Origin of the sequence: Sphingomonas sp. HDW15A, from assembly GCF_011301715.1 — a bacterium.
Lineage (GTDB): Bacteria > Pseudomonadota > Alphaproteobacteria > Sphingomonadales > Sphingomonadaceae > Sphingomicrobium.
Genome location: NZ_CP049870.1, coordinates 761,691 through 774,739, shown reverse-complemented (window position 1 = coordinate 774,739; position 13,049 = coordinate 761,691). Strand labels below are relative to the sequence as shown.

Here is a 13,049-nt window from a genome sequence, read left to right as displayed (position 1 = left end):
AGCTGCGGCTTGGCGGATATCGGTGATTAACCCGATTTCTGGAGCCTCCGGCAGGACGTAGCCAATGATCGAACTACGGGCGGAGGAGGTCGTTCAAGACGAAGTGAAAAGGCGGCCAACCGGGACGCAGGCGGCAAACGCTCGCGATTTTGGTGCCCCTGGTCCGACTCGAACGGACACTTCTTTCGAAACTCGATTTTGAGTCGAGCGCGTCTACCAATTCCGCCACAGGGGCCCGTGGGTCCGGCGGGCGCTAACCCATCCGCCTGATGGCTGCAAGACTGGCGAGCACACTAGGAAAAGCAAGGCATGAAGCTTAGGGTGAAATGATGAGTGACGGGGGCCTTGGCTGGAACATCGATTCAGCGACTGCCGCGCACGTCGTTCGCCCAGCAGGGCGGGTTGACGAGTCCACGGCGACCGAGTTCGCGGATCGCCTGCTTCACGAAATCGGCGCGGCAAAGGCTGACGGGAAAGCACTTCTCGCACTGGACCTGTCCCAGGTCGCCTACATGTCCTCGCGCGGCCTTCGGGCCCTCACCCTTGCCCAGCGCAACGGCAACGAGAATGGCGTGAAGATCGCGCTTTCCGAGCCGAATGACATCATGCGCGAGATTCTGGCGATCAGTCGCTACGACATGATCTTCCCGGTATTCGAAAGGACTGCTGACGCCATCGCCGGGTGACGTCGATCCAAGGGGAGCCGAGCAAGCGATGATCGTCCGCTTCTGGGGAACACGGGGTTCGCTGCCGGTCGCGCAAAAGGCCGAGGTTGTCCGAGACAAGGTCATCGCTGCGCTCATGGCGGCGAACGGCCTCGCTTTCGAAACCGACGACGAAGCCGCTGCCTGGATCGACGATAATCTGGAGTTCGCGGTCGCGGGAACCTACGGCGGCGCGACAAGCTGCGTCGAAATCGAAGCCGGCGAAGAGTTTCTCATCTGCGACATGGGCAGTGGGCTTCGCGAGTTCGGGCTAGACGCAATGGCGCGCTGCGCTTCGGGCCACGCTCGAACCTATCATTTCTTCATGTCCCACGTGCACTGGGACCATATCATGGGCTTCCCGTTCTTCGTTCCCGGCTTCGATCCGGGCGCGAAGATTGTCATTCACGCGGGCCATGCCGATGCCGAGGAGGCGCTTCGCCGCCAGCAGGAGGAGATCTCCTTCCCTGTTCCGTTCGATTGGCTGAAAGCGGACATCAGTTTCCGTACACTTGTGCCCGGTCAGGATTACAACATTGGCTCGGTGAAAGTGTCCCTGGTCGAGCAGCAGCATTCGCACTCGAGCTACGGATACCGTTTCGAGGACGCCGCCGGGAAAGTCGCGGTTTACAGCACGGATAGCGAGCACAAGATCAACCGCATGGACGGCGAGGCCGACGTTGTCGCCTTCTTCCGAGAAGCTGATCTGGTCATTTGCGACACCATGTATTCCCTGGCCGACACGGTCGCGATGAAGGAAGACTGGGGCCACAGCAGCAACATCACCGCGATCGATCTCTGCCACGAAGCGGCGGCGAAGCGACTCGCCCTATTCCACCATGAACCGACCTATTCGGACCGCGACATCCAGCGGATGCATCGGGAAAGCATCCGCTACGAGGAACTGACCCGCTTTGCCGAGCCTCTCGAAGTGATCTGTTCCTACGATGGGCTCGAAGTCGTTCTCTAGCCTGTCCTCGCGCCTGAAGGGTGCGGCAGTCGTACTCTTCGGCGCGGTGGTCGGCGCAATGATCAGCCTGCTCGCAGGCCAGACGATCCAGAGGATACTGTTCGACTCGTGGCAACGAAGCGCGCCGCGCGAGATTTCGACAGACCGCGTCGCCGTCGTGCTGATCGATCCGGCGTCCCTTGCCACGGTCGGCGGATGGCCATGGCCGCGCTACTATCTCGCACGGCTGACTGAGCAGATCGCGCGTCAGAAGCCGAAGGCGATCGGCTTCGACATGATCTTTCCCGAGAACGACCGCCTGAACCCAGAGCATTTCGCTTCCCTCTATCCGGAACTTCCTTCGAGCCGGCGCGAGGAGATCGGAGAGCTGCCGACGATGGACTCGATGTTCGCGCAGACGCTCGGCGCTGCGCCGACCGTGCTTGGGCGCCTCGGCATTAAAGGCGACGGCTCGGATCCAAACGTCCTGCTTGCCGACCCACTGGTTGAAGGTAAGCCCCGCCACGGACGCTTCGCTTCCCTGAGGTGCTGACCAGCATTCCGGAACTCGACGACGTGGCTTTCGGACACGCGATGCTCAATGGCGCCCCGGATAGCGACGGGATCGTGCGGTCAGTCCCATTGACGGTAATCGCGGGCAATCGGGCCTTCCCGGGGTTCGCTGCGGAACTCGCGCGGCTCTCCGCCGGTGCCCCTGCCATGCGCTGGGACGGTGTTCGGCTCAAGATCGGCCCACACGCCATTCCAGCGGAAAAGGATGGCCGAATTCGGCTTCGCTTCGGCGAAATACCGAGACAGGCGGTCTATTCTGCGGACCGGGTCATGGCCATGATCCCGCAAGAGGAAGGGACGCAGAGCGCAGTTCCTGCAAATGCCTTCACCGGCAAGGCTGTCCTGATTGGGCTGGCAGCCGAGGGTTCTGCGGACTTGGTCGCGACGCCACTGCAAACCGAAGGCTATGGGGTGTACGTCCAGGCGCAGGCGGTGGACGCCATCCTGACAGGCGGCTGGCTACAGCGTCCACCGTGGGTCGTTGCCGCGGAATGGCTGGCGGGCGCAATGCTCGCACTGCTTGTCGTTCTCGCTGCGCTCACCCGTCGATGGTGGCTCCTTGGAGCGGCAGTGCTTGCCGCTGCACTTCCCATCGCATCCTGGACGGCGTTCGATCGCGAGAACCTTCTGTTCGACCCGGCACGACCTTTGACGATCTTCGCGGGGGCAGCACTAGCCCTTCTCGCCCTGCTGTTCATCCGCGCGAAGGCGGAACGTGAGCGGCTCGCGGCAGCCCTGATCGAGCAACGCATTTCGTCGGCGCGCCAGGAAGGCGAATTACAGGCCGCGCGTTCGATCCAGCTCGGAATGGTCCCCGGCCCCGAAAGGCTGTCGAAGCTCGACGAGCGCGTCGAAATCAGCGGCCAGCTCGATCCTGCGCGCTCGGTCGGCGGCGACTTCTATGACGCCTCGAAATTCGATGAAGACCGGATCTTGCTGGTCATCGGAGACGTCACCGGCAAGGGCATCCCAGCCGCTCTCTACATGGCCCTATCAAAGGGGCTCGCCAGGAGCATTTTGAGCCGCAAACAGGTGGAACTGGGTGACGCCGTTTCCTCGCTCAATCGCGAGCTGCTGCGCGATGCCGACGAGGCAATGGGCGTGACCATGCTGATCGCCATCCTCGATTGCGCGACCGGCGAGGTCACCATGGTGAACGCGGGTCATGAGAACCCGATCATCCGGACCGTCAACGGCGAAATTCACTCTGTGGCCATGACGGGCGGCCCGCCATTCTGCGTATGCGACTTTCCGTACAAGGAAGAACATGCCCAGCTAGGCCCGGGAGATTCGCTCATCCTCATCACCGACGGGGTCAGCGAAGCGGAAAACGGCAATGGGGAATTCTTTGGCGTTTCCGGGGCTATCGCGGCGGCCAAGGATACGGCGGGCGAAAATGCCGAAAATACCGCGAAGAACCTGGCGATACGCGTCCGCCTGTTCGAGGGGGAGACCGAGCCCAGCGACGATCTGACGGTGCTGGTTGCGCGACTGAAGGCGGCGCCCGCCTAGCGAACGACGACCTCGACACGGCGATTTTCTTCGTTGGCGACATTGTCAGCGGTCTTGACCTTCAGATCGCGTTCGCCACGCCCGACCGCCAACAGCAGGTCTTCAGAAAAGCCCTCGCCGACGAGCACCTTGACGACCTCGGAGGCCCGTTCCTGGGACAGACGGTCGTTATCGGCCTCGGAACCCACAGTATCTGTGTGGCCGACAACCTCGATTGCGGCTCCCGGCCGGTTCGCGACCTCCTTGCGGATGAGATCGAGGACCGGGCGCGATGCCGCCGTCACTTCAGTAGTGCCTTGAACGAAATTGAGCGTGAAATGCGCCGGGGCGGGCGGCAGCCCGCCGACCAGTTGCTGGTAGGCCGGCTTCAATTCCTTGACCGGGCGGACCTTTGTCTCGCCTTTTGTCAATTTGCCCGCGGTCATCGGCTGATTGAGGACCGTTTCGCTTCCATCCTGCTCGATGACGGCAAGGGCACCGCTGGTCGGCGAGCCGTCATCCGCCAGCAAGGTCACCGATGACGTTGCGCAGCCGCTGAGCAGGAACGCCGCAGCAAGGCTCGCCCCGTGTCTCACTTGACATCCACGACGAACTTGGTGCCGCGCACGCCGAGCATGGACGTCGGTGTTCGAACCTTCATCGCGTCCTGCTTCGACTTTGCAATCTTGCCCGAGACGACACCCAGGGAGCCGCGATCCACCTCGGTTACGAACTCGCCGGTCTGGCGGGTCCGGTCGTATCCGAACCGGCTGAGGCGGACCTTGCTGTTCGGTCCGACGGCAAATCGCGTATCGTCGATGAAGGCGATCCCGAGCCGCCCGTTCTTGCCGGTGACAATGTAATCGCCCTGCTCCAGCTTGAGCCCGGGGCGCACTGGAAGCTGTGTGCTGCCGCGCTGGATCTGCACCGGTCCCACACTCGATTTCACCCGGCCAATCTCGGCCGCCGCCGGAGCGGCGATGCCAAGGCAGGCAATCAGCGTAAGAAGCGCGATTTTCCTTGCCAAAGCTTCACCTCCTAGGCTGCGCGCTTATCTAGCATTAGTAAGATGGGTGTGAAACGCTTTTCAATATCTCGGGAAATCGGCGGCGATGACCAGGCCGCTATCCTGATCGCAGTGACCGCCGCCCACGAATTCGCGAGCGACGAGGCACTTCCGGACGAGTTGGCTGCCCGCCTGGCCATCGTAGTCGAAGAACTGGTTGCAAACATCCTGCGTCACGGGGCGTCAGGCTCCGCCGTATTCATCGACGGGAAGATGGAAAAGCTGGCTGCCGGAATTCACCTGACGCTGATTGACGACGGTGTGCACTTCAATCCGAAGCGTGTCTTGATGGACCGTGACCCTGACCCGCAGACCGGCGGCGGCTCAGGCATCCCGCTTGTCAGGGCCTGGGCGGATGGTCTCGATTACCGTAGCGAAGGCGGACTCAACTGGCTTGAGCTAAACCTGCGGGCCTGATTATCGCCTTTAGCGCTATTCTGCCGCTTCGAGCGCAGCGAATTCCTCTGCAGCCAGGAATTTTTCAGCATCGAGCGCGGCCATGCATCCGGTGCCTGCGGCTGTCACCGCCTGGCGGTAGATCTTGTCCATGACGTCGCCGCAGGCGAACACGCCCTCGACGCTGGTCCGGGTCGTGCCGGTCTCGACTTTAATGTAGCCGTCCTCATCGAGTTCGAGCTTGCCGGCAAACAATTCGGTGGCGGGCTTGTGACCGATGGCCACGAAGGCGCCATCAACATCGAGGCGGGTGATGTCGCCGGTCTTCACATTGCGTACGTCGAGCCCAACCAGGGTCTCGGGCGTTCCGCCGCCGACGAACTCGGCAACTTCGCTGTCCCACATGAGCTTGATGTGCGGATGGGCGAACAACCTGTCCTGCAAGATTTTCTCGGCACGCAAAGAATCGCGCCGGTGGATTAGGGTTACGTCCTGGCTGTGATTGGTGAGGTACAGGGCTTCCTCAACCGCGGTATTGCCACCGCCGATCACGGCGACCTTTTTCCCCCGGTAGAAGAAACCGTCACACGTAGCGCAGGCGCTGGCGCCCTTCCCCTTCATCCGCTCTTCCGACGGAAGATTGAGCCACTTGGCCTGTGCACCAGTCGCGATCACGAGCGTGTCGGCATGATACTCGCCGCTATCGCCCTTCAGGACGAACGGACGCCGGCTGAGATCGACGTCATTGACGTGGTCCCACACCACCTTGGTCCCAACATGCTCGGCCTGGGCCTGCATTTCTTCCATCAGCCAAGGACCCTGGATGACGTCTCGGAAACCAGGATAGTTCTCGACGTCTGTGGTCGTGGTCAGCTGACCGCCCGGCTGGATCCCCTGAACGACGACGGGAGAGAGTCCCGCGCGAGCAGCGTAAATCGCCGCAGTCAGGCCGGCCGGTCCGGATCCGAGCACCAAGAGACGGGTTGAGATTATATTGCTCATTGCGAGACCTTAACTGGGCGACGGGCGACCATCAAACAAGCCGCGACTGGTGGAGCGCAGCCTCGATGAACCCCTTGAACAAGGGGTGGGGCTCGAACGGCCGGCTCTTCAATTCGGGATGAAATTGAACGCCGATGAACCATGGATGGTCGGGCCGTTCCACGATTTCGGGCAACTCACCGTCGGGAGACATTCCCGAGAAAATCAGTCCGCCCTTCTCCAGCGCGGCACGATAATGGACGTTGACCTCGTAACGATGGCGGTGGCGCTCGCTGATTTCGGTCGTTCCATATTGCTGGGCGACCTTGCTGTTGTGGCTCAACTTAGCGGCATAAGCACCTAGCCGCATTGTTCCCCCAAGATCCGTTTCAGCGCTTCGCTTCTGCAAGCCTTCCGGCCCCATCCACTCCGTAATGAGGCCGACCACGGGCTCGCTTGTCTCGCCGAATTCCGTGGTCGAAGCTTTTTCGATCCCGGCCGTGTTTCGCGCGCCTTCGATGCAAGCCATCTGCATGCCGAGGCAGATTCCGAAAAAGGGAACCTCGCGTTCGCGGGCGAACTTCACTGAGGCGATCTTGCCTTCGCTTCCGCGTTCGCCGAACCCACCGGGGACGAGAATGCCGTGCAGCGGCTCAAGCTCCGCAGCGAGGTCGGCCTCTTCCATCTCGAAGACCTCCGCATCGATCCAGCGGATGTTCACCTTGACCCTATTGGCCAGGCCTCCGTGGACAAGCGCCTCGCGAAGCGACTTGTAGGCATCTTGAAGGCCGACATACTTTCCGACCACGCCAATCGTGACCTCCCCTTCCGGGTGATCGACGCGGTCCATGATGTCTTCCCAGCGTGCCAGGTCTGGCGCAGGTGCATCGCTTATGCCGAATACCCGCAGGACCTCGTCGTCCAATCCCTCGCGATGATATTGGAGGGGGACGTCATAGATCGAACGAGCGTCAAGTGCCTGGATCACCGCGGATGCGGGCACGTTGCAAAACAGGGCAATCTTGGCCCGTTCGCCTTGAGGGATCGGCCTCTCCGCGCGGCACAGCAGAACGTCGGGCTGGATGCCGTAACTGGTCAATTCGCGGACGCTATGTTGGGTCGGCTTCGTCTTCAGTTCACCGGCCGCCGCAAGATAGGGCACCAATGTCGTATGGACGAAACAGCAGCTGTCGCGGCCCAGGTCATTGCGAAGCTGACGGATAGCTTCCACGAACGGTAGGCTCTCAATGTCGCCGACAGTCCCACCAATCTCACAGATCACGAAGTCCAGGCCCTCGATGTCGGCGAGAGCGAATTCCTTGATGGCATTCGTCACGTGCGGAATGACCTGGACGGTCGCGCCAAGATAATCGCCGCGCCGTTCCCGGGCGATGATGTCGCGATAGATGCGGCCGGACGTGATGTTGTCAGACTGGCGCGAAGCAACGCCCGTGAACCGTTCGTAATGCCCGAGGTCGAGGTCCGTCTCTGCCCCGTCGTCGGTCACATAGACTTCGCCATGCTGATACGGGCTCATCGTGCCCGGATCGACATTCAGATAGGGGTCGAATTTGCGGATTCGGACCTTGAATCCACGCGCCTGAAGAAGCGCCCCGAGGGACGCCGCGAGAAGACCTTTTCCGAGGCTGGAGACCACGCCGCCGGTGACAAATATGAACCGCGCCATGGGAGCCGAGCCTTAGGGACTGCCTGCGCACTCTGGCAAGCACCCGAATCAACTATTTTGTGAAAATGTCCTGCCTTGGCGGCCCTTAGGCAGCAAAAAGCTCGGGTTACTGGGCGAGCGGAACGGCCGAATTCTGCTCAGCCGGCTGCGGCTGGGCAGGTGCTACCGGCTGCACGTCGGCCGGTGCTGCCGGGGCCGACTGGTTGACCAGTGAGGTGTCGACCCGAGCCTGTTCGCGGCTAATGCCGGCGACCGCCGCCAGGACGATCGACATGACCACGAAAAGCCCGCCGAGAATCGCCGTGGAGCGAGTGAGAAAGTCCGCCGCGCCGCGGGCGGTCATGAAGCCCGACGACGATCCACCGACGCCAAGCCCGCCGCCTTCGCTGCGCTGCATCAGGATAACGGTGACCAGAGCAGCAGCAATGATCGTCTGGACGATAAGGAGGAAGGTGAACATGCGTTATCCGTCAGAGAAAGCGTTGGCGGGGCAGATAGACGCGCGGCGGCTGAAGTTCAATTGCTGCTTGGCGCGGGCGGCTTCGGATTGGATAGCGCCGCTTCAAGCTGTTCCTTGGTCATGCCGATAACCGCACCCTGGGCCGTCCCGGCAATGCTATTCCGGGGAACACGGATGGTCTGGCCGCTCGTAAGGTCGATGGCGACATATTGCGCATCGAGCGAGTGGATCTTGCCGATGACATTGCCGCCGATGCCTTTTACGGCTGCGCCCGGCGTCAGCGAAGCGTTGATGAGCGCGACCGTCTTGTCGACCTCGGCATTGAGCTCGGCCTGCGTGAAGGCGATGTAGAGTTTCTTCTGCTGATAGGTGAAGCTCGATATTGGCAAGCTGGTTTCGTGCCGGTCGGTCTTGATGAAAAGGAGGCCGTCACGCTGACCGGTTACCTGTCCCACGGGCTTACCGGCAGGGTCCAGAACCGCCTGGCCGACCATCGTCGCGGGGTCAAAGGCTGCGGGTTGTGCAGCAACGGGCATCGCCGGAGCGAGCGACGCGATGGCAAGGGCTCCAAGCAGGCGGACCGGCGTGAAGAGCTTCAATTTTCGTTCCTTCTCGTTGAAAGCCCTGATTTTTTAACAGATCGAAACGGGAGTTCAACTTTGTGGTGCAGCCTCGACAATCGGAAGGAAATCCGCCGATTTCAGGCTCGCGCCACCTACTAGCGCACCATCGACGTCGTCGATTGCGAGAATTTCCCCTGCGTTCGACGCCTTGACCGAACCGCCGTAGAGGATTCGCATGTCCCCGCCGGCTGCCCCGAAGCGATCGACGAGCTGTTGGCGGAGCGCGCCATGCATGGCCGCAATATCCTCAAGCGATGGCACGAGCCCTGTCCCGATCGCCCAGATTGGCTCGTAGGCTACAGACAGACGTGAAGGATTGCCCTCGAACTCGGGGAGCGACGCCAGCAGCTGCCTTTCGACCTCGGGGATCGCCTGTCCGCTCTTTCGCACTTCCAGACTCTCGCCGACGCAGAGGATGACATCGAGCCCTGACGCAAGCGCCGCGGCGGCTTTCGCCTGAACCCCCTCGTCGCTCTCGCCATGATCGGCGCGCCGCTCACTATGGCCGACGATCGTCAGCGACGCCCCGGCGTCCGACAGCATCGCTGCGCCAATATCGCCCGTATGCGCGCCCTTATCTTCGGCATGAACATCCTGGCCGCCGATTGCGAATGCCGGGAGGGCGCGCGCAGCCCGCTCTATCAAGGTCGCCGGAAGGCATAGCGCGACGTCGACGTCCGGCCGTCTCTCGGCGCCGGAGGCAATGGCCGCAACCTCCCCAAGATCGGAGGCAAGCCCATGCATCTTCCAGTTTCCGGCAACGAGGTATCGCCGTGCCATATGCTTTCCTTCCTCGACTTGCTGTCCTTGTCAGCCGCCCGTAAAGCGACGCTCGAGTTTTTCAACGTATCGAGACAAGAATGATCGCTTCCTTTCGCCGCCTGTCCAAATCGATGGTCGGCAGCATTATCATGGTCCTGTTTTTCGTCGCCATCCTCGCAGGTTTTGCCCTGCAGGACATCACGGGGACCGTGGGCGGTTTCGGCGGCAGCTTGTCCAAGAACACGCTCGCCAAGGCCGGCAGCGAGGAACTGACGGAGCGCGAGTTCAGCGCCGAGCTTCAGCGCCGGCTCGCCGAGGTTCGCCAGCAGAACCCGTCAGCAGACTACTCTGCGCTCGCGAACGAATTCCAGCCGATGCTCGATTCGCTGCTCCAGCAAAAAGCCCTCGCGGCATTCGCATCTGGGCAGGACATCACCTTGTCGAAGCGACTGGTCGATGCGGAGATCGCGCGTCTGCCGCAGACGAAGGGTCTCGACGGGCGGTTCAGCGAGGAGGCGTATGCGCGCTTCCTCAACCAGATCCGAATGACCGATACGGAATTGCGCCAGCAGATCAGCCGACTGTTGATCAACCGTATCATGCTTGCGCCGGCAGCTGCGGAGCCGCGCGTTCCGGTCGGAATCGCAAGGCCGTACGCGGCGATGCAGCTTGAGGTGCGAGAGGCCGATGTCGCTCTGTTCCCGACCGAAACCTTCCTCGCGACGATCGGCGACCCAAGCGATGCCCAGGTGCAGCAGTTCTATCGGTCCAACCTCGCGCGCTACACCATTCCCGAGCAAAGGGTGATCGACATTGCGCGGATCGGGCCGGAGCAGGTGGCGAAAGTAGCCGCCACGGACAAGGAAATCGCTGACTATTATCGCGCCAACCAGGCGACATACGGCTCGAAATCACAGCGGGTGATCAGCCAGGTCGTCCTGCCGTCGCAGCAGGCTGCCAACGCGCTGGCTGCCAAACTCCGCTCAGGGCAGGCTTTCGCCGACGCCGCCAAGCCTCTGGGCTATTCCGCCTCGGACATCTCGGTGGGGCCCCAGACCCGCGAGGAATTTGCCAAGCTCACCAGCGCGCAAGTCGCGGCCGCGGCCTTCGCCGCCAATGCCGGCAGCGGCGCCATTGTCGGCCCGGTGCGCTCGACGCTCGGCTGGCATGTCATCAAGATAGACGGTCTGCAGAATATCGGTGGTCGTTCGCTCGAAGCCGTTCGCGGCGAGATCGCGGAGAAGCTCACATCGGACAAGCGCGAAAATGCCCTGGCCGACCTGATTGCCGGCATCGAAGACGGCATTGCCGACGGCAAGAACTTTAGTGAAGCGTTAGCAGGAACGGGCATCCAGCCGCTCCGCACGCCCGCCATCACGGCCTCGGGATCTGCTCCTCGCCAGCCAGACTACAAGTTCCCGGCGGAACTGGCTCCTGCCCTTCGCGCCGGCTTCGATCTTGGTCAGGGCGACGATCCGGTCGTTGAAACGCTCGGTGAGAAGGCTGGCTACGTGCTGGTTGGCGTGGATCAGGTCATGCCGGCCGCTCCGGCACCGATTGCCGAGGTCCGCGACCGGGTTGCCCGGGACTGGAAGATAAAGCAGGCAATCGAGCAGGCCCGGAGCGCTGCGGCCAAGGCGGCAAGCGCACTGTCAAAGGGCGCTTCCATGGCTGACGCCGTTAAAGCGACCGGTTCGAAAGTCTCCATACCCGCCCCCCGGCACGAGACGGTCAGGCGTATCCAGCTCGCGCAGATGGGCGCTGAGGTGCCGCCGGCGCTGAAAATGATGTTCAGCCTGGCCGAAGGACGCAGCCGAATGGTAGCCGACCCCGGCGGACGCGGCTTCGTTCTCGTCAAGGTCACCAAGGTCGTGCCCGGCGACGTTACGTTGCAGCCGAATCTGGTCAGCCAGATTCAGCGCGAGTTCCAGCAGCCGTTGGCGACAGAATATGCCGAGCAGTACACCAAGGCGATCGAGGCCGACGTGGGCGTCAAGCGCAACCAGGAAGCGATCGACGAGGCAAAGCGGCGGATCATCGGCGGCGGGAGCTGATGGCCGCACCGCGGATTCTCGTCCTCGATAACTACGACAGTTTCACCTTTACCCTCGTCGACTATCTCGCTTCGGCAGGAGCCGATGTAACGGTTTGCCGCAATGACCAGTTGGGCGTTGCAGAGGCGCTCGCCGGGGCCTTTCAGGGCGTGATGATTTCGCCCGGGCCCGGCGCACCCGAAGATGCCGGCATTTCGGTCGCCCTAACGAAAGCATGCATTGAGACGAAGCTGCCACTGCTGGGAGTCTGCCTCGGGCATCAAGCTATCGCGATCGCTTGCGGACAGACTGTTGGAAAGGTGCGGCCAGTGCACGGCAAGATCAGTCGCGTTTCCCACGACGACAGCGGTCTATTCGCCGGCCTTCCCAGCCCGATGAGCGTCACGCGCTACCACTCTCTGGCCATCACCGAGGTTGTCCAGTCGCGGCTCATAGCCAACGCCTGGACAGATGACGGTGTAATCATGGGCGTGCGCCACGCTGAAGCGCCGGTACATGGCGTTCAGTTTCACCCCGAGAGCGTCGCCTCCGAACATGGTCACGCGCTGATGCGGGCTTTCATTGCTACCTGTTCTTGACGAGACTTGAAGCGTTCGATACACGTTCCGCATTCGTTCTCCATCGGGGTGCGCCGAATATGCTGACCGCCAAGCAGCACGAGTTGCTCAAGTTCATCAATCACCGACTGAATGAGAGCGGCATATCGCCGAGCTTCGACGAAATGCGTGAAGCACTCGACCTCAAGTCAAAATCCGGTGTTCACCGCCTGATTTCGGCCCTCGAGGAACGCGGCTTCATCCGTCGCCTCCCTAATCGTGCCCGCGCTCTTGAAGTCGTGAAAATGCCAGAGACGGTCGCGCCGTCTGTCGTCTCGGCTCTACCGCAGCGTATCGTCGTCCCTTCGGCCGCAAATGACACGATCGAGATTCCAATGCATGGCCGGATCGCTGCAGGTACTCCGATCGAGGCCTTGCAGGGCACCGAGACCTTTTCGGTACCGGCCGCTCTGCTGGGGCCCGGCGAGCATTACGCGCTCGAGGTGTCGGGCGACTCGATGGTCGAGGAAGGTATCCTTGACGGCGATTTCGCCCTCATCCGCAAGGTCGATACTGCCCGGGAGGGCGAGATCGTCGTTGCCCTGATCGATGACCAGGAAGCCACGCTCAAGACTTTCCGGCGCGAAGGCCAGATGATCCGTCTCGATCCTGCGAACCGTCTTTATGAGGCCCAACGCTATCGCCCGGACCAGGTCCAGATACAGGGGCGGCTTGCCGGCTTGATCCGCCGCTACTGATCAAGAGCA

Annotated in this window: 15 protein-coding genes and 1 tRNA gene; 8 read left to right on the top strand and 8 right to left on the bottom strand. The window is 61.9% G+C overall.

The genetic code is table 11. From position 1 onward, the window contains the following. Positions 1-150: 150 nt before the first annotated feature. A tRNA-Leu gene (locus G7076_RS04065) sits at positions 151-235 on the bottom strand. A gap of 91 nt (positions 236-326) precedes the next feature. Here G7076_RS04065 and G7076_RS04060 point away from each other — a divergent pair. The 4 genes from G7076_RS04060 to G7076_RS12660 are packed head-to-tail and all read left to right on the top strand — an operon-like array spanning position 327 to position 3,738. Next, positions 327-686: an STAS domain-containing protein gene (locus G7076_RS04060; protein ID WP_240913866.1), complete on the top strand. Its 360-nt coding sequence runs from the start codon at positions 327-329 to the stop codon at positions 684-686. 28 nt (positions 687-714) lie between these two features. Next, the gene (locus G7076_RS04055; RefSeq protein ID WP_166200622.1) at positions 715-1,674 is read left to right on the top strand and encodes an MBL fold metallo-hydrolase; all 960 of its coding nucleotides are present in this window, start codon (positions 715-717) and stop codon (positions 1,672-1,674) included. Next, complete coding sequence (locus tag G7076_RS12665; protein ID WP_166200620.1) at positions 1,652-2,206, top strand: CHASE2 domain-containing protein; 555 nt, start codon at positions 1,652-1,654, stop codon at positions 2,204-2,206. The genes G7076_RS04055 and G7076_RS12665 overlap by 23 nt, the downstream gene beginning before the upstream one ends. Further along, complete coding sequence (locus G7076_RS12660) at positions 2,200-3,738, top strand: SpoIIE family protein phosphatase (protein WP_166200618.1); 1,539 nt, start codon at positions 2,200-2,202, stop codon at positions 3,736-3,738. Before G7076_RS12665 ends, G7076_RS12660 begins: the two co-directional genes overlap by 7 nt. Here the strand turns inward: G7076_RS12660 and G7076_RS04040 are convergent. Together G7076_RS04040 and G7076_RS04035 are read right to left on the bottom strand one after the other, a co-directional pair. Beyond that, positions 3,735-4,313 (bottom strand): OmpA family protein, encoded by a 579-nt coding sequence (locus G7076_RS04040; protein ID WP_166200616.1) that lies wholly within the window; start codon positions 4,311-4,313, stop codon positions 3,735-3,737. The genes G7076_RS12660 and G7076_RS04040 overlap by 4 nt on opposite strands. Continuing rightward, positions 4,310-4,744 (bottom strand): FecR domain-containing protein, encoded by a 435-nt coding sequence (locus G7076_RS04035; RefSeq protein WP_166200613.1) that lies wholly within the window; start codon positions 4,742-4,744, stop codon positions 4,310-4,312. Before G7076_RS04035 ends, G7076_RS04040 begins: the two co-directional genes overlap by 4 nt. Positions 4,745-4,792: 48 nt before the next feature. Between G7076_RS04035 and G7076_RS04030 the strand changes: the two genes are divergently transcribed. Continuing rightward, on the top strand, positions 4,793-5,200 hold the full coding sequence (locus G7076_RS04030; RefSeq protein WP_166200611.1) for an ATP-binding protein: 408 nt from the start codon (positions 4,793-4,795) through the stop codon (positions 5,198-5,200). A 15-nt stretch (positions 5,201-5,215) separates the two neighbouring features. Here G7076_RS04030 and trxB read toward each other — a convergent pair whose 3' ends face one another. From trxB to tpiA, 5 genes are all read right to left on the bottom strand, one after another. Beyond that, a complete protein-coding gene (trxB, locus tag G7076_RS04025) occupies positions 5,216-6,181 on the bottom strand; it encodes a thioredoxin-disulfide reductase (RefSeq protein ID WP_166200609.1) in 966 nt (321 codons plus the stop codon). A 31-nt stretch (positions 6,182-6,212) separates the two neighbouring features. Continuing rightward, positions 6,213-7,847, bottom strand: a complete 1,635-nt coding sequence (locus G7076_RS04020) for a CTP synthase (RefSeq protein WP_166200607.1) — start codon at positions 7,845-7,847, stop codon at positions 6,213-6,215. 106 nt (positions 7,848-7,953) lie between these two features. Then, a complete protein-coding gene (gene secG, locus G7076_RS04015; protein WP_166200605.1) occupies positions 7,954-8,307 on the bottom strand; it encodes a preprotein translocase subunit SecG in 354 nt (117 codons plus the stop codon). A gap of 56 nt (positions 8,308-8,363) precedes the next feature. Then, complete coding sequence (locus G7076_RS04010) at positions 8,364-8,906, bottom strand: preprotein translocase subunit YajC (RefSeq protein WP_166200603.1); 543 nt, start codon at positions 8,904-8,906, stop codon at positions 8,364-8,366. Positions 8,907-8,960: 54 nt separating this feature from the next. Next, complete coding sequence (gene tpiA / locus G7076_RS04005) at positions 8,961-9,710, bottom strand: triose-phosphate isomerase (protein WP_166200601.1); 750 nt, start codon at positions 9,708-9,710, stop codon at positions 8,961-8,963. 80 nt (positions 9,711-9,790) lie between these two features. Here tpiA and G7076_RS04000 point away from each other — a divergent pair, with 80 nt between their 5' ends. The 3 genes from G7076_RS04000 to lexA are packed head-to-tail and all read left to right on the top strand — an operon-like array spanning position 9,791 to position 13,040. Beyond that, on the top strand, positions 9,791-11,746 hold the full coding sequence (locus tag G7076_RS04000; RefSeq protein WP_166200599.1) for a peptidyl-prolyl cis-trans isomerase: 1,956 nt from the start codon (positions 9,791-9,793) through the stop codon (positions 11,744-11,746). Then, positions 11,746-12,324, top strand: coding sequence for an aminodeoxychorismate/anthranilate synthase component II (locus G7076_RS03995; RefSeq protein ID WP_166200597.1), 579 nt, complete (start codon positions 11,746-11,748; stop codon positions 12,322-12,324). Before G7076_RS04000 ends, G7076_RS03995 begins: the two co-directional genes overlap by 1 nt. 59 nt (positions 12,325-12,383) lie before the next feature. Beyond that, entirely contained in the window at positions 12,384-13,040 is a 657-nt protein-coding gene (gene lexA, locus G7076_RS03990; protein WP_166200595.1) for a transcriptional repressor LexA, read from the top strand. Positions 13,041-13,049 lie beyond the last annotated feature (9 nt).

Bases quoted from the DNA above. Each gene is read 5' to 3' on its own strand.
- G7076_RS04060 (WP_240913866.1), top strand. From the start codon at position 327: ATGATGAGTGACGGGGGCCTTGGCTGGAACATCGATTCAGCGACTGCC.
- G7076_RS04055 (WP_166200622.1), top strand. From the start codon at position 715: ATGATCGTCCGCTTCTGGGGAACACGGGGTTCGCTGCCGGTCGCGCAA.
- G7076_RS12665 (WP_166200620.1), top strand. From the start codon at position 1,652: ATGGGCTCGAAGTCGTTCTCTAGCCTGTCCTCGCGCCTGAAGGGTGCG.
- trxB (WP_166200609.1), bottom strand. From the start codon at position 6,181: ATGAGCAATATAATCTCAACCCGTCTCTTGGTGCTCGGATCCGGACCG.
- G7076_RS04020 (WP_166200607.1), bottom strand. From the start codon at position 7,847: ATGGCGCGGTTCATATTTGTCACCGGCGGCGTGGTCTCCAGCCTCGGA.
- secG (WP_166200605.1), bottom strand. From the start codon at position 8,307: ATGTTCACCTTCCTCCTTATCGTCCAGACGATCATTGCTGCTGCTCTG.
- tpiA (WP_166200601.1), bottom strand. From the start codon at position 9,710: ATGGCACGGCGATACCTCGTTGCCGGAAACTGGAAGATGCATGGGCTT.
- G7076_RS04000 (WP_166200599.1), top strand. From the start codon at position 9,791: ATGATCGCTTCCTTTCGCCGCCTGTCCAAATCGATGGTCGGCAGCATT.
- G7076_RS03995 (WP_166200597.1), top strand. From the start codon at position 11,746: ATGGCCGCACCGCGGATTCTCGTCCTCGATAACTACGACAGTTTCACC.
- lexA (WP_166200595.1), top strand. From the start codon at position 12,384: ATGCTGACCGCCAAGCAGCACGAGTTGCTCAAGTTCATCAATCACCGA.